The following is a 17,047-nucleotide window of genomic DNA, read 5'->3' as shown; positions in this document are numbered from 1 at the left end:
CGAATCGTTTCAACGAGTAATCACGGCGTACAGGTCGAAAAGACCCACCACGAGCACCAGTCCGGCCGCGATCCGGAGCACCCGATCGTGGCCGAGGGCATGAACCGCGGCACCCCCGGTACGCCGGTAGACGGCGCTCACCGCCGCCCAGCAGGACAGGGACAGCACCAGTACGACGATGCCGAGGCCGGTGCGGACGTCCGACGTACCGTGGCCGGAGGCAAGCAACAGGACGCCGTTCGCGATCAGGCCGAGGGCGGTCCGGCGCCAGGCGAGCAGGGTGCGCTCGGGCTGCAGCCCGGGATCGGGTGTGCTCATCGCCACAGTGAGAAGATCAGGCCGATCAGGCCGACCACGGCGATCGTTGCCCCCAGCATCAGCGGCAGGCGGGTCAGCGGGAGCGGCCCACCGCGGCGGATCGCGGCCAGGTTCTGCTGCCAGCGGCGGAAGGCGCCCGCCGTGGTGATGATACCGACAGTGACCAGAACGACACCGATGATGCGGGCCGGCCAGCGGTCCGGACCGAGGTCCAGGAACTGCACCGCGGACAGACCGCCGGCGTAGCAGGCCAGTGAGGTCCGCAGGTAGGCCAGATAGGTGCGTTCGTTCGCCAGGGTGAAGCGGTAGTCGGGTTCGCGCTCTTCGTACTCCTCCGTCATCCGCAGCTCACCAGGCCGTTCTTCTGCTTCAGTGTCAGCACACGCCTCACGCTACTGCTCACCTGTGCGGCGAACGTCTTGTCCTGCTCGGCCTTGGACACCAGCGCGTTCACCATGGTGGCGGTCTGCGACGCCGTGGCGTTGATCACGATGTCCCCGCCGGCCGCCACGAACCGCGTCGCCCGCTGCCCCACCGGCACCGACTTGACCTCCGCGGCCGCTCCGACGTCGTCGGTGATGACCACTCCGGCGAACCCGAGGTCCCCGCGCACCATCCCCTGGATCACGGTCCGCGAGAACACGGCACGGTTCTTCGGATCGATCTTGGCGTAGGTGACGGTGGCGATCATCACCATGTCGCTCCCCGCCCGGACGCCGTCCGCGAACGGCTTGAGGTCGGCATCCCCGCGGACGGTGACGTTGTCGACCACTCCGGACGAGAAGTCCGTGTTGCCGCGCACCCGGCCGAGCCCCGGGAAGTGCTTGACCGAGGTCATCACTCCGGCCGACCGCATGCCGCGTACGAACGCCTGGACCGGCGGGCCGACCTCGGCCGGGGTATTGCCGTACTCACGGTCCAGACTGCCGATCGGCGCGTTCTGACTCTTCAGAGAGCTCGGTACGACGTCAGCCACCGGAGCGAGGTTGAGGTTCACACCGGCCTGCTTGAGCTGGTCGCCCCAGTGGTCCGCGTTGCTGGTGAGCTTGGAGCTGGACCAGGTGCCCTGCACGGTTGCCGCAGGGATGCGGTCGAACCCGGGGCCCTTGAGGCGCTGGATCTGTCCGCCTTCCTGGTCCGCAGCGATCAGCGGCCGAACGCCCTTGACCGTGGCGGCAGTCCTGGCGGCAGCCATCGCCGTACGCGTGTGGGAGAGGCTGCCACCGGTGCCGAGCAGGAGTACGCCGCCGGGCTTCTCCTGCTGGACGATGGAGCGCTGGCTCGAGGTCATGCCGTTGGCGCTGATGCCGGTGAGGATCAGCTGGGCCGCCTTCTCGCTGAGCGTGAGGGCTTTGAGCTTCTGGTCGACGCAGCTCGCCGGTGTTGCTGTCGGCCTGGGAGTCGGGGTTGCTGACGGTGTCGGCGTCGTGGGTGACTCGGTGGTCGGCGGCTGGGTCGTCGGCAGCGGTACCGACGATGAGGGCGCCGTACTCGGACCGGCCGTGGGTGGAGAGTCGGTGTCGCTGCAGCCTGCGAGCAGGAGAGCCGTCAGCAGGACCAGAGCGGCTGGATGCCTCATTGTCAGCGTCGCTCCCAGGCGGCGCGGTCGACCGTGTCGCCGGAGTGCCGGGCGAGCGTCGCGCAGAGGTCGTAGAGGTGCTCGACCTGCTCCTCGCTGAGCGCGTCGAAGATCGACTTGCGGACTTCCTCCACATGACCGGGTGCGGTCTCGACCAGCTTCTGCCGGCCGAGGTCGGTGATGATCGCCACCTGACCACGACGGTCGGACTCGATCGCCTCCCGCCGTACCCATCCGGTCTGCTCCAGCCGGTTCACGGCGTGCGACAGGCGGCTGCGTGAACCAAGGGTGGCGACCGCGAGCTCACTCATCCGCAGCCGGCCGTCAGGTGCGTCGGACAGCCGGACCAGGATCTCGTAGTAGGTGTGCGGGATTCCGGCATCGCGTTGCAGTTGCTGCTCGATCCGGGTGTTCACCACACGCTGGGCCGCGATGAACGCTCGCCATGCCTGCTGCTCTGTCTGGTTCAGCCACCGGGGTTCCGCCATCCCCGCAGCGTAGCCAGTACGGCTCCGTCACGCTCGTTCAGCCTAATCAGCAGTACGGCGGCCGCACAGACCAGCATGCCGATCACCGCCAGCGCACCGATCGTCTCGTCGAACATCAGGTACGCGATCACCATTGTGGTCGGCGGTACGAGGTACAACAGACTGCTGATACGAGTGGCACCGGACAGCTTGAGGTTGACCAGGTAGAGGCCCCAGCCGCCACCTGTTGCCAGCAGCACCAACCAGAACACGGCACCGTAGAAGCCCGGCTCGTTCGGCACAGTCAGTTGGTCGGTGGTCACGGCCAGCGCGACGAACAGCACAGTGGAAACGAGGCTCTGGATGCAGAGCGCGTCGAGCGAACTGGTGGCGGGCTTGCGGCGGCGTTCCAGACACGTGCCGACGACCATGCCGAGCACACCTCCCAGTGGCACCAGGAAGAGCACCGGTGAGAGGTGGCCGGCGTGGAGGTCGTCCGCGACGACGAGAGCGACTCCGGCGAGGCCGAGTGCCAGACCGATCCACTGACGTCGATTGACGGGTTCGTTGAGCAACGGTCCGGCGACTGTGGCGATCAGGATCGGTTGGAGCGAGCCGATGAGGGCAGTGACGCCCGCACTGATGCCATGGTCGATCCCGGTGAAGATGAGGCCCAGATAGACGAACTGGGTGAGTACCGCCATCCCCACTTGGGTCACCAGGTCCCGTTTGGTCACTCGTGGGCGGCGGATGGCGAGGATCACCAGAGCCAACGCGCCCGCAACCACGTAGCGCCAGGCCAGCAGGTCGAAGGCGGTCGTGTACTGCGTCCCCCACCGGGCGCCGATGAACCCGGAACTCCAGAACACGACGAACCCGGTGCCCGCGATCACAGTCACCGCGGGCAGACGTCGTACTGGAAGGGCCTGTGTGGTCATGAGGACACGGTAAACATACAGGTCGGTATACTGTCAGTGTGCTAGCTCAGCAGATGAGACTGCGGGTGGATCGCGGGCTGTCCGAGGAGGCCCGGCTGACGCCGGCCGGGGAGCGGATCCTGGCCGCGGCGTCGACGCTGTTCTACGAGCAGGGGATCCGGACGGTCGGCGTGGACACGATCGCCGCGGCCGCCGACGTGACCAAGAAGACGCTGTACGACCGGTTCGGTTCGAAGGATCGGCTGATCGCGGCGTACCTCGAGCGGCGGAACCGGGTCTGGCACGCGTTCCTCGACGAACAGCTCACGGCGCGCGAGCCCGGTACGCCGGAGGAGGTCATCCTGGCGTTGTTCGGGGCACTGACCGACTGGGTGGCGGGGTCGCGGAACGGGTGCGGGTTCATCAACGCCAGCGTCGAGCTGGCCGCACCGGACCACCCGGCGATGCCGGTGATCGTCGGGCAGAAGTAGTGGATGCGGTCCGAGTTCAAAGCACAGGCCGAGCTGGCGGGGCTTGCGGACGCGGATGAGCTCGCCGATCGTCTGCTCCTGCTGCACGAGGGCGCACTGGTGAGCTATCGGGTGGCGGCGATGGATGACGCGACCGAGGTCGCGAGCCGTGCCGCCGCCGACATGCTGGCCACGTGGCCGCGGATCTAGCCGTTGCTGCGTCTCATGATGGTCAGACCGACCAGGCGGGACACCACCATAGCGACGTACCCGAGCCCGGCGAGCTGCTCGAGCATGACCACCGACCTGGCCCAGGACGTGATTGGGACGATGTCGCTCAGCCCAGTGCTGGACAGCGTGGTGAAGCTCAGGAACAGCAGCTCCATCCAGGTGCGATCGTTGGCCGGGTCAACGGCTGCGGTGAAGCTCCCGGGGACGAGAGCCTGCACGAACACGTACAGGTAGGCGAAACCCCAAGCCACCAAGGTGAACGTGGCACCGGTGGCATACAGCTCGTCGGCACTCACGTCATGGTCGGACAGCATGTACCGGAGCAGGCTGTACGCCGCGTAGAAGTAGAAGGCGGCGTGCAGTAGGCCGGAGATCGCGATCACCGGCTCGGTCGGGTTAGCTGCGTCGACCAGTGACAGGGCGACGGCTGGGATGCCCAGACAGATGCTGACCCAGGTCAGTCCGGGTGTGGCGCGCACCGAGAACACGGCGAGCGCCAGTACGACGATTCCCAGGATCTCGAACGCGACCCGTCCGCCCCGGGATCCCTCCATCGCCGGGTAGACGAGCACGCCGAGCAACTGCACCACAAGCAGAACAGCGGACGGGTGCCGGCGCGCGCTCCCGACGACAGTCATGTCCCGGCCTCCCCCGCCTTGCGGGACTCGATGATCGCCGCGCGGCGTGCCAGCCGGTGGTCCCGCCGGATCTCCGCCTCCCGCAGCCGCCGCCGCTCCTCGTCGGTCTCGGCGATCACCTGTGGGACCTCGCGCGGCTTCCCGTGCTCGTCGACCGCGACGAACACCAGGTACGCCGAGGCGACGTGAACCTCCGGTCCGACGGCGTCCCACCGGTCCGCGGTGATCCGGACACCGACCTCCATCGAGCTTCGGCCGGTCCAGTTGACCTGACCGCTCAGGTGGATGACGTCACCGACCCGGACCGGCACCAGGAACACCATCTCGTCCATCGACGCGGTGACCGCCGCGCCGCCGGAGTGCCGGGCCGCGACGACGCCGGCGACCGAGTCGACCAGGGTCATGATCACGCCACCGTGCACTGTCCCCAGCAGGTTGGTCTCGTTCTGCGCGGTGATGTGCGACAACGACAACCGCGTCACCGACGTCGGCCGTGACGACGGAGTGCTGGCCATGCCGACTCCTTCTGGGTGGGTCCTACCGGTGGGTCTGCGCAGACTATCCCGGGCGGGTTGTCCACAGATTCGAAATCACCGGTCGCGACGGGTGCCGATCCTCGTACTTTCTCTGGGCGAGGAGGTGGTCCCGATGACCATCGACACCTGCACCGACCACCATGCCCAAGGCAACCACTCCGACCGGCCGGATCCGGTCCTGACTCCCCTGACCCGCGGCCAGGCCGCGCGGTTGATCAGCCTCGGCCTGTCCACCGCGGCCCGACTCGGTCTCGACGTCACGTACGAGGGCGGCGCCGCGCTCGTCCCGGTCGAGCCGTCCGCGTCCAGCCCGGTTCTCGGCTTGAGCAACCTGGCCCGCGTCATCGCCCGGTTCGACGAGGACCGCTGGCCGGCCTTGGTCGAGGAGCACTTCGTCCAACTCCAGGAACGGCTCCGCGAAGGCCCACCACTCCCACCGACCGATCCCGAACGGGATCTGATCCAGCGTCTCGTCCCCCGCGACGCCCTGCCGACCGAGTGGACCTCCGGACGCCCCGACTTCCTTCCCGGGCTGCTGTCCGTTCCGTCGACCACGGAGGACGGCGTGGTCACCATGTACCTGGACCCCACCGACTTCGGTCTCACCTGGTCCGAAGCCGAGCGACACGGCCTGACCAACCTGCGTCGCATCACCGACCACGTCGAGTACCTGACCCAGGACGACCTCCGGATCGCGGCCGTCACCGGATCGCCGTACGCCGCCTCCCGGGCCCTTGTCCTCGACACCGTGCTCCGCGAATCCCTCCACACCGAGACGCCGTCCTACGGCGTACTTGCCGCGCTCCCCTCTCGCGACCTCCTGCTGATCCATGTCATCGAGGACCTTTCGGTGATCCCTGCCCTGGGGCTGATGCTCAACCTGACGGCCCGCTCCCACAGCCACGACCCAGGTCCTCTGTCACCTGACGTCTACCTGGTCACCCGGACGGCCGACACCCCATGGACCTGGCATCCCGCCACCACGTCCTCCCCCGACCACACGCCACTCCGTCTCTCCTCGCAACTCCAGTCGCTCACGCAGAATCTGGCCACCCGAGAATCTCCACCGACCTGAGTGCCACGCCGGAGCCTGTCCGGGCGTCCTCAGGAGTGAGGTGAGGTGGATGCGCAGAGTTCGGTTGGGATCGGTCGCCGTGGTCGTTGCGGCTGTCGTTGGTGCCGGTGTTGTGGCCGGCTGCGGGGATGAGGCTGCAGGTGGCTCGCCGGGGATTCCGTATGGGTCTCCGGCGCCGTCCGCCAATGACCCTGCCGTGACGGCTGCCGCGGATGTGCTGAACCCGTTGCTGCTTCGGGATTTCGCAGAGTCGTTCGCCGGACTGGTGCTCGATCACGACAAGCGCGTCGTGATCGTGTACCGGAAGCCTGATGCCGCTCTCGATGCCCGGGTGCGCGAGAAGGTCAAGGGCGTCACCGTGCAACTGCGCGACGCGCGGATGAGCCAGCGCGAGATGGCGGACCTGAGGGATCGAGTGATCGCTGACACCGGCTACTGGAGCGAGCATGGTGTCTCAATCAACGGTGCCGGGCCAAAACCGGACGGCTCCGGCGTCGAGGTGATGACGACATCCGGCAGCACATCGGACCAGAAGCAGCTCAGAGCCCACTACCGAACCAACGCCATCCTCGTAACCCAAGGCCAACCAGCCATCGCAGTCCCAATGACCATCCCAGCCCCCCTCAAACGCCCCATCACCCCAATAACCCCACCACCCCGCTAGCAAGAGTCGGCAAGGTGCGGGATCGGGCTGACGTGGCTGCGGGCCGGTGGGTTGGAAGGGGCAGCCTACGCGGCCTGTCGAACGGAGAGGTTCGCGTCAGGTGGTGGGGGGTTTGAAGTGGCCGGGCCAGTCGGAGTGGCGGATTCGGGTGATGGAGCGGACTTCGCCGAGGGTGGACCATTCATCCTTGCCGAGGCGGGCCAACGGACGCAGGAGGTGGATGTCGGGGCGGTCGTCGACCATCACGGCCTCGTCGATCGCGAGGTGGCGGACCTGACCGATCACCACGGTGGAGTCGCCCAACTCGACGGTGGTGTGCAGGGTGCACTCGATGGCGACCGGTGACTCCGCGACGCGAGGTACGGCGACTGTGCGGGCGGGCTCGGTGGTCAGGCCAACGGCTTCGAACTCGTTGATCTCCGGCGGGAAGTTGGTGCCAGTGGCGTTGACCTGCTCGAACAGCGGCTCGGCGGCGAAGTTGACCACGAACTCGCGGGTGGCCTCGACGTTGTTCAGGCTGTCCTTGCGGCCGACCGAGGTGAACTGGACCATCGGCGGCTGCACGCACGCCACGGTGAAGAACGAGTGCGGCGCCAGGTTGAGAACGCCGTCGGCGGACAGGGTCGAGACCCAGGCGATCGGGCGTGGTACGACGATCGAGTTCAGCATCGCGTAGAACTCACGCCGTCCGAGGGCTTCCGGATCCAGGTCGACACGCACGCTCGCAGTACATCAAATCCGGTGGACGCCGTGGCGCACCGGCTGAAGGATCGAGACGACGGACGCCAGAACGCAACGGAGGTGTGTGTGGGAGATCACCACGATGAGCCCGGAATCCCCGAGGTCGGGCGGCGGCATGGGGTTGGGGCGGGGCAGATTGTTGAGGTTGCGGGTGGGGTGGCCAATCGGGGGTTCGTGCTCGGGGAGGAGTTGTTTCTGCGGGTGTGCCGCGCGGGGTTCGAGGGCGATCTACGTAAGGAGGCCGCGGTCGTGCCGGTCGCCAGGGCGGCGGGCGTGCTGACGCCGGCGATCATCGAGTACGACGACAGCCGGGCGATCATCGACGCGCCGTACGTCGTGATGCAGCGGGTGCACGGCGTCGAGCCGACCGATGGACCACCGAAGGGCCTGGCAGAACAGTTGGCGCGCCTGCACCAGCATGAGCGGACCGAGATCCCCGGGCTGCCGCAGGACGACCGCGACGATCCCTGGCAGACGGTCGACCAACTGGCGGAGCGCGGGACGATCGATCTCGGGACAGCGAAGTGGCTGAGCGACTGGTTCACCCGGCTGTCCGGCCGTTTCGCCCGGAACGAGACCAAGGTGCTGATCCACGGAGATGTTGCCGCACACAACCTTCTGGCCGGCCCGGACGGCGACCTGCGGGCGCTGATCGACTGGGGTGATGCCGCCCGGGCCCCGCGCGGCATGGACTTCGCCAAGCTGCCGCTGGAGCATGTCGCCGCGATCCTGCCGGAGTACGTCCGCCACACGCAGCACGCCGTACGGGAGGAGGAGGTGGCTGCGGCCACGCTGTGGTTCCACCTGGATTGGGGGCTGGGGAAGCTGACCGCCGACCCGTGGCCCGGGCAGCGGCACTGGACCGCACCGCCCGGTAGCCGGGTGCTCGGGTTGCTGCGGTTCTTCGCCGCCGGACCGCCCGAGCCGTGGCGTGACCTGACCTGATCAAGAAGGCGGGGTTCTGGCTCTCAGTGCTGGGGTTTCTGCTGTAAAACAAGGGGTTTGCACCTGTCACGACATGCGGCAGACTGGGTTCTCGTGACTGACTACGTAGCCGCCCAGGACCGGTACGACGACCAGATGGCCTACCGCCGGACGGGGCGCAGCGGCTTACAGCTGCCCGCGATCTCGCTGGGGCTGTGGCACAACTTCGGCGACGACAAGCCGTTCGACACGCAGCGCGACATCCTGCGCCGGGCGTTCGACCTCGGCGTCACGCACTTCGACCTGGCGAACAACTACGGCCCGCCGTACGGCTCGGCCGAGACGAACTTCGGTACGCACTTCGCCCGGGACTTCGCCAAGTACCGCGACGAGCTGATCCTGTCCACCAAGGCCGGTTACGACATGTGGCCGGGTCCCTACGGCCAGGGTGGCGGCTCGCGGAAGTACCTGCTCGCCTCGCTGGACCAGTCGCTGGCCCGGATGGGCGTGGACTACGTCGACATCTTCTACTCGCACCGATTCGACCCGGACACCCCGCTCGAGGAGACGATGGGTGCGCTGGACTCCGCCGTACGTTCGGGCAAGGCGCTGTACGCCGGCATCTCGTCGTACTCGGCGGACCGGACCCGGGAGGCGGCGCGGATCCTGCAGGAGCTGGGTACGCCGCTGCTGATCCACCAGCCGTCGTACTCGATGCTGAACCGCTGGATCGAGGAGGACCTGCTCGACGCCGTCGGCGAGCTGGGCGTCGGCGTGATCGCGTTCTCGCCGCTGGCGCAGGGCGTGCTCACCGACCGCTACCTGAACGGCGTCCCGGCCGACTCCCGCGCCGCGCAGGGCAAGTCGCTGAACCCGGACTCGCTCACCGAGGACACGCTGAAGCACGTCCGCGCGCTGGCCGAGATCGCCAAGGAGCGCGGCCAGTCCGTCGCCCGGCTGGCGCTGGCCTGGACGCTGCGCGACGACCGCGTCACCAGCGCGCTGATCGGCGCCTCCAGCGTCGCCCAGCTCGAGGACAACCTGGCCACCGTCCGGAACCTGAAGTTCAGCGCCGAGGAGCTCGAGGCGATCGACGCCGACGCCGTCGAGGCCGGCATCAACCTGTGGAAGAAGAGCTCGGACGGCTAGCCCCCGGGCGCGAGGGTCACGGTACGGGGTCGGGTGGTTGCGGTGGCCCCGGGTTGGGCACAGGCTGGAGGAGAGACCCTCCTGGAGGTGGTTGTCATGACCGCTTCGACGCTCGAACTGGCCTTGACCTACGAACATGCCCGGATCCGTGAGCTGGCTGACCAGGCTCACCACCCGGCCGCCGCGCACCCCGAGCGCAGACATCAGACCGACTGGTTCTACGCCATCGCCGCGCAGCACCTGGCCGCCGCCGAAGACGTCCTCCTCCCGCACGTACGCCGGCTCCCCGACGGCAGCAGCCTGGTCACCAGGTACGTCGGCAACGCGAAGGAGCTGGAGCGGTCACTGCGCTTCCTGAAAGGACGCCAGTACGGCGACAGCCGGGTGCAGAACCTGACCGACCTGGAGGTGTGGACGTCCGTCGATCGGCTGCTCGCCGAACACGAGCGGCTGGAGACGTCGTACACCCACCAGATCTGTGAGCAACTGGACGACTCGCACGTGAACACGCTGACCGAAGAGATCCTGCAAGCCGAGGAGGTCGCGCCCACGCGGGCGCATCCGTACTCGCCGCACACCGGCATGGCGGGCCGGATGGTGCACCGCATGTGGCGGCTGGCAGACAGCGCCTGGGACAGCGCCGAAGGACGCGTCATCCCGACCAAGTACCACGTGCATCCGAAACGCGACTCCGCCCTGTCCCACTACCTCTACGGCACCGCGATCACGGAGGACCAGGAAGAGCAGCACTAGACGCAAAGTGACCGGGCCCGGGTCCTCGGATGCCTCCGAGGGCCGGGCCCGGTCTGCCTGCTCTCACTGCGCCTGGTTGTGGGAGCCGGCGGGTCCCGCCTCCACTGCGCCTGGTGTGTGGAGGTGGGTCCCAACACCCTCCCCCGCTGCGCCTGGTGTGCGGGGGAGGGCGGTCAAGGGACTACTTCAGACCGTCGATCGCCTTCTTCGCGCCTGGGTGCAGCGGCACCGGGTCGGTCTTCTCGGCGTTGTCGAGCGTGATGTCCTTGGCCGCCGCGTTCACCGCGACCAGGGCGTCCTTGTTGTCGTACAGCACCTTGGTCAACTGCTCGGCCAACTCGTCCTTCATGTCGGAGCGGACCAGCAGCACGTTCGGCACGATGATCGTCGCCACGTCGGCCGGCTGCTTGTACGTCGCCGCCGGGATCGGTGCCTGACTGTAGACCGGACCGTACTTGTCCTGCATCTTCGGCAGCAGGTCGACGATCGGGATCAGCTTCACGCCCTTGCCCATGCTCGTCATCAGGTCGGTGATGCCGCCGGTCGGCAGGCCACCGGACCAGACCAATGCGTCGATCGTGCCGGACTTCATCGCGTCGACCGACTCGGGCAGGCCGAGCCGCTGCGCGGTGACGTCCTTGGCCGGGTCCAGGCCGGCGGCCTCGAGCAGCCGCCGGGCGATCACCTCGGTGCCGGAGTTCGGCGAACCGGTGGAGACCCGCTTGCCCTTCAGGTCCGCGATCGAGTTGATCCCGGCCGACGTACGGACCGCGACCTGCGTGTAGTTGTTGTAGAGCCGGGTCAGGGCGACCACGTCCTGCTTGGACTTGAAGCTGTTCTCGCCCTTCACCGCGTCGGCCGCGGTGTCGCCGAGCGAGAACGCGATGTCGTAGTTGCCGGCCACCAGGCCCTGCACGTTCTGCACCGAGGCGCCGGTCTCACTGGCCGTCGCCCGGTACCCGGACATCTTCTGCGAGATCACCGAGGCCAGCGCGCCACCCAACTGGTAGTACACGCCGGTCGTGTTGCCGGTGGCAATCGTCAGCCGGCCTCCGGCCGCCGTACCGGAGCCGGTCGGTTCACGCTGCCCGCCACAGGCAACCAGCGAGAAGACAGCAGCGAACGCCACCGCGGCGGTGGGCAGGCGACGGAGTCTCATGAGGTGACGGGTCCTTCCTTCGGGGTGGCGGCACCTGACCGGGATGGTGGGGTGGGGTCAGACTTCGAACTGCGTTGCCGCCGGACCAGATTGATGACGACGGCAACAAGTAGCAAACCGATTCCGGCCGTGATGGTTACGGGCGCGAGGTAAAGCAGCAGCACGGCCGCCGGGACACACAGCAACCGCTCGACCCAACTCGTCGCCACCACGATCCAGCCACCGGTCACCACCGCGAGCGCGGCGACCGCGAGCATCGACACCGCCAGCGTCCACAGCATGCCGACGAACGATCCCTGACCGAGCAGGTGTGCACCGTTGTCGGTCAGGACGAACGCGAACGGCACCAGGAAGGCGGGCAGCGTGTACTTCCAGGCCTGCCACATCGTCGGGATCACCTTGCCGCCGGTGATGGCGGACGTCGCGACCGCGGCCAGTGCGGTCGGCGGCGACACCTCGGACAGTACGGCGTAGTAGAAGATGAACATGTACGCCTCGGGCTGCGTCACCCCGAGCTGGGTCAACGCCGGCGCGATGATCACCGCGGCGATGATGAACGAGGCCGTCACCGGCACCGCCAGGCCCAGGATCAGTACGGCGATCGCCGACAGCAGCACGGTGAGCGACAGCACCACGGTGTGGTTCTCGGTCAGGCCGTGTGCCGCGCTGACGATGATCTCGGCCAGGTTCAGCCCGAGTCCGCTCTGCGTGGTGACCGCGACGATGATGCCGGCGGTCGCACAGGTCGCCGCCACCGGCAGCACCGACCGGGTGCCCTGGGCAAGCGCTTTGAACAGCCGCCCGGCGGTCAGCCGGTGCTCGCGATCCAGGAACGACAACCCGAACTGGATGATCACCGCGTAGACCACGGCCTTGAACGGCGGTACGTCGACCGCCATGAAGCCGATGATCACGAACAGCGAGAGGAAGTGGTACCCGAACCGCAGCAACAACCGCAGTGCCGAGTCCGAAGAGGTCTCGGCCGACTTCGTCCCGTGCCGGCGGGCGTCGATCTCGATCGCGAGCAGGATGCCCAGGTAGTACAGGATCGTCGGGATGACGGCGTACCCGAGCACGGTCAGGTAGGAGACGCGCAGGAACTCGGCGATGATGAACGCGGCCGCGCCCAGGGTCGGCGGCGACAGGATCGCGCCGATGCCGGAGGCGGCGAGCATTCCGCCTGCCGGTTCGGGCGGGTAGCCGGCCCGGCGGAGGATCGGCCACGACACCGTGCCGAGCGATACCGCGGTCGCCGTGCCCGAGCCGGACACACTGCCCAGCAGGAAGCCGGCCAAGGTGACCGTGCGACCGGGCGCGGTCCGGCTGCGCTTGAAGGCGGCGAACGACAGGTCGATGAAGAACTTGCCGGCCCCGGAGTAGTCCAGCACCGCGCCGTAGATGGTGAACAGCACGATGTAGCTGGCCGCGACGCTCAACGGTGTGCCGTAGAACCCGGCCGTGCCCATCGTGAACTGCGCGATGATCGCGTCGAAGTTGAAGCCCTGGTGCGCCAGCGACCAGGTGTAGGGCAGGTAGCCGCCGTAGTAGGCGTAGGCGATGAAGACCAGGCTGAAGACCGGCAGCACCCAGCCGGTCGTACGACGGCAGGCCTCGAGCAACAGGATGAGCAGGACGGTCCCGGCGAGGATGTCGAGAGTCGTCGGAGCCTGGCGCCGTTCCAGATAACCGTCGAAGTCGATCAGCGGGTAGACGCAGACCACCAGCGCGACCACGGCCAGGATCCAGTCGGTGATCCCGGGGTCGTCGGTGGCCCGGTTCTTGAACGGGTTGAGGAACGCCGGGACCTTCCAGCCCCGGTAGCACAGCAGCGTGATCGGCAGAACGGCTGCGAGAAAGATCACCAGGTAAAACTGCGTTCCCTGTGGTAAGGGGAAGAACACCTGCCAGAGCACGCCGACGCTGACGATGGCGCACCAGACCGAAATCACCAGGTCGAGGGCAGGCCTCAGCCGCCGAGCCGGGCGTTCCTGCTCGTACTCGGCCAGTTCTTCCTCGGAGGGCGCGGTCAAGCCGCCCCCCGTACCGATACCGACAGTCATCTACCGGTTCCCTCCTGTGGTCGGAAGGCTAATGTTGCCGAACACTGCATGCAGTCGCGTGATTACGTCTTTACCAAGATCTGACACACATGAGCGTCTCCTGGCCTACGATCACCGCATGAGTGGCGCGGTACGGATTCTGCTGGTCGAGGACGATCTCGATATCGCCAATGCCCTGATACCCGCGTTGCGGCGCTACGGCCTGATGGTGACGCACGTCCGGACGGCCGCGGACGCCCTCGCGGCGGACCCCGGCGACCTGGTCCTGCTGGACCTCGGGTTGCCCGACGGGGACGGCATCAACGTGTGCCGGCAGATCAGGACGGTGTCCGACGTACCGGTGATCGCGGTCACCGCGCGCGGTGAGGCCGCCGACCGCGTGCGCGGGTTGCGCAGCGGCGCGGACGACTATGTGGTCAAACCGTTCGCGATATCCGAGCTGCTGGCCCGCATCGATGCTGTACTTCGTCGTACCGGCCTTTTGCAGCCCCGCCCCCGGGTGACCGTCGGCGACCTGACCGTGGACATCGAGGCCCGGACGGTGCAGGTCGCGGACAAGCCGATCAGTCTGACCCGCAAGGAGTTCGACGTGCTAGCTGTGCTGGCCGCCCACCACGGCCGGGTGGTGCCGCGCGAACAGGTCGCCCTGTACGCCTGGCAGTCCGTCTTCGAAGCCTCGTCGCGCACGATGGACGTGCACGTGGCGAGCCTGCGCGCCAAGCTCGGCCGGCCCGAGCTCGTGCAGACCATCCGCGGCGTCGGCTACCGCCTGGGTTCGGACTGACCGTTGCGCCGTCGACTGCTGCAGTCCCTCGTTCCGATGGTCGTCGCACTGGCCATCGTGGCCGTCGTACCGCTGGCCAACTACATCGCCACGAGTACGTCGCGCACCCTCTTCCTGTCCCGCAGCAACGACGCGGACTGGTTCGCCGCCATGGCCGAGGCGCCGCTGCAGTCCGGTGACATCGCCAACCTGCGTGAGATGGCGGTCCGGTACCAGGAGCTCTACAACACGCCCGTGTTCGTCGTCGACGTCGACTCACGGGTCGTGGCTACCTCGGTGTCCGGCGTCGACGTGGACGAGCCTGACCTCGAGGCCGCCCTGCACAGCACCCTGGCCGGCCGCCTGCCGCCCGAGCCGCCGGCCCTGTGGCCGTGGCGGTCCGGCGAGATGGTGGTGGCCCGTCCGGTCGTCAACAACGGCAGCGTGCTGGGTGCAGCGGTCCTGCGGGTTCCGACCGAGGAGGCCCGCGACCAGGTGCAGCGCGGTCTGCTGCTGCTCCTCGGCGGACTGCTGATCAGCATCGGCGCAATCATCATCGGCATCGTCCGCCCAATCACCCGCTGGGTGCTGCGGCCGCTGGGTGACCTGGACAACGCCACCCACCAGATCACCCGCGGCGCACTGGACACCCGGGTGTCCACCGACGGACGCGCACCGGAGCTGCGCCGCCTCGGCGACAGCTTCAACTCGATGGCGCTGAGCCTCCACCAGGCCCGCCAGCGTGAGCGGGAGTTCGTCGCCGACGCCTCGCACCAGCTCCGGACGCCGCTGACCTCGGCGCGGATCCACATCGAGGGCCTGTCCCGGCTGTCGCCGACCGCGCGGTTCGCGCTCAGCGACATCGACCGGCTCGGCCGGATCGTCCAGCGGCTGTCCCGGCTGGCCGGCTCGGACCGCCCCGGAGCCGATGCCGAGGGCAACGAAGAGCCGCTGGACCTGGCCCAGGCGGTGAAGGAGCGGCTGGTCGGTTGGAAGGCCGTGTACGCCGCCGACGACATGGAACTGATCATCGGCGAGATGGTGCCGGGCGGTGTGGGTCCCGAGCTCGAGGTGGACGACATCCTCGACGTACTGCTCGACAACGCCTCCAAGTACGGCGCTCCGCCGGTCGAGGTGTCGGTGACCCGGGACGGCACCGAAGTGGTGCTGTCGGTCCGCGACCACGGGCTCGGCCTCGGTTCGCGGGACCTGAAGAAGGTCGGCGAGCGGTTCTGGCGCAGCGCGCACCACCGGGAGATGCCGGGCACCGGTCTGGGGCTGGCGATCGTCCGCTCCGAGGCCGCCCGGGTCGGCGGCCGCGTCGTCGCCCGTCCGCCGATCGGCGGCGGCCTGGTGATCGAGGTCCGCGTCCCGCTGATCGACGACTACGACGCCTGAGCCGGACGTACGGCGTACGCCGCGCTCAGATGTGGTTCTCGCGGTACCAGCGCTCGGCCGCCGGGTGCAGCGGGATCGGCATCGTCGCGATCGCCGAGCGCGGGTCGAGTGCGCCGGCCTCCGGATGTGCCGCGATCAGATCGTTCTGGCGGCGGAACAGGGTGTTGACCGTCCACCAGGCCCACGAGTCGGACAGGTTCGGCTTGGCCACGATGTAGTTCGGGATCGCCAGCGTCGGCACCGAGCTGGCCAGCTTGTACGCCGACGGCGGGATCGCGGACACCACGTAGCCGCCGAACTCCTTGAGCGCGATCGTCTGAGCGACGTTGCCGATGTCGAGCAGCCGGAAGCCGATCGAGTCCTGCAGCTTGCCGATCGGCTCGGTCGGCACGCCGCCGCTCCAGATCAGCGCGTCGATGCCGCCCCTCGCCTTGGGGTCCTCGGCCTTCGCCTCCAGCGCCTTGACCGAGTCCTCCAGGCTGAGGAACCGCTTCGTCACCTTCACCCCGGCGGTGTTGAGGATCAGGTCGGCGACGATCCTGGTGCCGGAGGTCTGCTGGCCGACACTGACCACCTTGCCCTCGAGCGCCTTCAGCTCCTGGCCCTTGAAGGCCATCGGCACGACCACGTGCACATAGTTGTCGTACGCCCGGGCCAGCGCGCTGAACTTCAGCTTCCCGGAGGCGAACATCCCGGTCGCCTCGTACGCCGCCAGCGCGGTGTCCGACGTACAGAAGCCGATGTCGGCCTTCTGGCTGGACACCTTGATCAGGTTGTCGACCGAACCGCCGGTGACCATCGGCTGCAGCGTGACGCCGGTGACCTCACTGATCAGCTTGGCCAGGTCGATGCCGAACTGGTTGTAGACGCCACCCTTGTTGCCGGTCGCGAAGATGCCCGGCCCGTCCGGTGCGGGCTCGTCGGAGCGGCCGCGGGAGCATCCGGGCACTGCCATCGCGGCGACCGCCGCGGCCCCCAGACCGAGCAGGCTACGCCGGGTCATTCCGTCGGGTCTGAGGAGGCTGTTCCTGTCGGGGGTGAACAGGCGGGGGCGATCCATGCAAGACAACCTAGACAACATCCGGCTCTCCGGGTAGTTACGTACCCCGCCCGCAACCGAACCGCTACCCGCAGGTACCACGGTGAACTGCGTCTGGACGGGTACGGGGTGGGTGTGACAGCGTTGTCAGGCAGCGGTCGCGCGG

The 17,047-nt window shown here is 68.0% G+C and carries 20 protein-coding genes; 9 read left to right on the top strand and 11 right to left on the bottom strand.

Annotated features, from left to right (window positions below):
* Positions 1-9: 9 nt before the first annotated feature.
* The 5 genes from E0H75_RS36905 to E0H75_RS36885 are packed head-to-tail and all read right to left on the bottom strand — an operon-like array spanning position 10 to position 3,302.
* The gene (locus E0H75_RS36905; RefSeq protein ID WP_165554306.1) at positions 10-318 is read right to left on the bottom strand and encodes a DUF202 domain-containing protein; all 309 of its coding nucleotides are present in this window, start codon (positions 316-318) and stop codon (positions 10-12) included.
* The gene (locus tag E0H75_RS36900) at positions 315-659 is read right to left on the bottom strand and encodes a YidH family protein (RefSeq protein WP_131518359.1); all 345 of its coding nucleotides are present in this window, start codon (positions 657-659) and stop codon (positions 315-317) included. Before E0H75_RS36900 ends, E0H75_RS36905 begins: the two co-directional genes overlap by 4 nt.
* Positions 656-1,897: a glycoside hydrolase family 3 N-terminal domain-containing protein gene (locus E0H75_RS36895; protein WP_131518358.1), complete on the bottom strand. Its 1,242-nt coding sequence runs from the start codon at positions 1,895-1,897 to the stop codon at positions 656-658. The genes E0H75_RS36900 and E0H75_RS36895 overlap by 4 nt, the downstream gene beginning before the upstream one ends.
* A 2-nt stretch (positions 1,898-1,899) precedes the next feature.
* Positions 1,900-2,385, bottom strand: coding sequence for a MarR family winged helix-turn-helix transcriptional regulator (locus E0H75_RS36890; RefSeq protein WP_131353177.1), 486 nt, complete (start codon positions 2,383-2,385; stop codon positions 1,900-1,902).
* Positions 2,364-3,302 carry a DMT family transporter gene (locus E0H75_RS36885; RefSeq protein WP_131518357.1) on the bottom strand — a complete coding sequence of 313 codons (939 nt, stop codon included), beginning with the start codon at positions 3,300-3,302 and terminating at the stop codon, positions 2,364-2,366. The genes E0H75_RS36890 and E0H75_RS36885 overlap by 22 nt, the downstream gene beginning before the upstream one ends.
* 38 nt (positions 3,303-3,340) lie before the next feature.
* On the opposite strand from E0H75_RS36885, the gene E0H75_RS36880 reads away from it, so the two are divergent.
* Positions 3,341-3,772: a TetR/AcrR family transcriptional regulator gene (locus E0H75_RS36880; protein WP_202873365.1), complete on the top strand. Its 432-nt coding sequence runs from the start codon at positions 3,341-3,343 to the stop codon at positions 3,770-3,772.
* A gap of 3 nt (positions 3,773-3,775) precedes the next feature.
* Positions 3,776-3,961: a hypothetical protein gene (locus E0H75_RS43780; RefSeq protein ID WP_202873364.1), complete on the top strand. Its 186-nt coding sequence runs from the start codon at positions 3,776-3,778 to the stop codon at positions 3,959-3,961.
* On the opposite strand, the gene E0H75_RS36875 is transcribed toward E0H75_RS43780, so the two are convergent.
* Positions 3,958-4,620 (bottom strand): potassium channel family protein, encoded by a 663-nt coding sequence (locus E0H75_RS36875; RefSeq protein ID WP_131518356.1) that lies wholly within the window; start codon positions 4,618-4,620, stop codon positions 3,958-3,960. The genes E0H75_RS43780 and E0H75_RS36875 overlap by 4 nt on opposite strands.
* Positions 4,617-5,135 (bottom strand): acyl-CoA thioesterase, encoded by a 519-nt coding sequence (locus E0H75_RS36870; RefSeq protein WP_131518355.1) that lies wholly within the window; start codon positions 5,133-5,135, stop codon positions 4,617-4,619. The genes E0H75_RS36875 and E0H75_RS36870 overlap by 4 nt, the downstream gene beginning before the upstream one ends.
* A gap of 133 nt (positions 5,136-5,268) precedes the next feature.
* Between E0H75_RS36870 and E0H75_RS36865 the strand changes: the two genes are divergently transcribed.
* Both E0H75_RS36865 and E0H75_RS36860 read left to right on the top strand, forming a co-directional pair.
* On the top strand, positions 5,269-6,231 hold the full coding sequence (locus E0H75_RS36865; protein ID WP_131518354.1) for a hypothetical protein: 963 nt from the start codon (positions 5,269-5,271) through the stop codon (positions 6,229-6,231).
* 196 nt (positions 6,232-6,427) lie between these two features.
* Positions 6,428-6,895, top strand: coding sequence for a hypothetical protein (locus E0H75_RS36860; protein WP_131518353.1), 468 nt, complete (start codon positions 6,428-6,430; stop codon positions 6,893-6,895).
* Positions 6,896-6,991: 96 nt separating this feature from the next.
* Here the strand turns inward: E0H75_RS36860 and E0H75_RS36855 are convergent, their stop codons facing one another.
* Positions 6,992-7,615 carry a flavin reductase family protein gene (locus E0H75_RS36855; RefSeq protein ID WP_131518352.1) on the bottom strand — a complete coding sequence of 208 codons (624 nt, stop codon included), beginning with the start codon at positions 7,613-7,615 and terminating at the stop codon, positions 6,992-6,994.
* Positions 7,616-7,636: 21 nt separating this feature from the next.
* On the opposite strand from E0H75_RS36855, the gene E0H75_RS36850 reads away from it, so the two are divergent.
* The 3 genes from E0H75_RS36850 to E0H75_RS36840 all read left to right on the top strand — a co-directional run bounded on the left by E0H75_RS36850 (position 7,637) and on the right by E0H75_RS36840 (position 10,462).
* Positions 7,637-8,581, top strand: coding sequence for a phosphotransferase family protein (locus E0H75_RS36850; RefSeq protein WP_337589526.1), 945 nt, complete (start codon positions 7,637-7,639; stop codon positions 8,579-8,581).
* Between the two features lie 93 nt (positions 8,582-8,674).
* A complete protein-coding gene (mgrA, locus tag E0H75_RS36845) occupies positions 8,675-9,709 on the top strand; it encodes an L-glyceraldehyde 3-phosphate reductase (RefSeq protein ID WP_131518350.1) in 1,035 nt (344 codons plus the stop codon).
* A 96-nt stretch (positions 9,710-9,805) separates the two neighbouring features.
* On the top strand, positions 9,806-10,462 hold the full coding sequence (locus E0H75_RS36840; RefSeq protein WP_131518349.1) for a hypothetical protein: 657 nt from the start codon (positions 9,806-9,808) through the stop codon (positions 10,460-10,462).
* Between the two features lie 181 nt (positions 10,463-10,643).
* Here E0H75_RS36840 and E0H75_RS36835 read toward each other — a convergent pair whose 3' ends face one another.
* Both E0H75_RS36835 and E0H75_RS36830 read right to left on the bottom strand, forming a co-directional pair.
* Positions 10,644-11,621: a TAXI family TRAP transporter solute-binding subunit gene (locus E0H75_RS36835; protein WP_131518348.1), complete on the bottom strand. Its 978-nt coding sequence runs from the start codon at positions 11,619-11,621 to the stop codon at positions 10,644-10,646.
* A complete protein-coding gene (locus tag E0H75_RS36830) occupies positions 11,618-13,681 on the bottom strand; it encodes a TRAP transporter permease (RefSeq protein WP_131518347.1) in 2,064 nt (687 codons plus the stop codon). Before E0H75_RS36830 ends, E0H75_RS36835 begins: the two co-directional genes overlap by 4 nt.
* Positions 13,682-13,799: 118 nt before the next feature.
* Here E0H75_RS36830 and E0H75_RS36825 point away from each other — a divergent pair, with 118 nt between their 5' ends.
* Both E0H75_RS36825 and E0H75_RS36820 read left to right on the top strand, forming a co-directional pair.
* On the top strand, positions 13,800-14,465 hold the full coding sequence (locus tag E0H75_RS36825; protein WP_012918592.1) for a response regulator transcription factor: 666 nt from the start codon (positions 13,800-13,802) through the stop codon (positions 14,463-14,465).
* A gap of 36 nt (positions 14,466-14,501) precedes the next feature.
* Positions 14,502-15,842, top strand: coding sequence for a sensor histidine kinase (locus E0H75_RS36820; protein ID WP_131518346.1), 1,341 nt, complete (start codon positions 14,502-14,504; stop codon positions 15,840-15,842).
* Between the two features lie 25 nt (positions 15,843-15,867).
* Here E0H75_RS36820 and E0H75_RS36815 read toward each other — a convergent pair whose 3' ends face one another.
* Entirely contained in the window at positions 15,868-16,902 is a 1,035-nt protein-coding gene (locus E0H75_RS36815) for a TAXI family TRAP transporter solute-binding subunit (RefSeq protein ID WP_238163499.1), read from the bottom strand.
* Between the last annotated feature and the right edge of the window lie 145 nt (positions 16,903-17,047).

The organism is Kribbella capetownensis, assembly GCF_004331485.1.
Classification (GTDB): domain Bacteria; phylum Actinomycetota; class Actinomycetes; order Propionibacteriales; family Kribbellaceae; genus Kribbella; species Kribbella capetownensis.
Note: the sequence above shows the minus strand (reverse complement) of the source record. Positions and strands in the feature narration are given on the sequence as shown.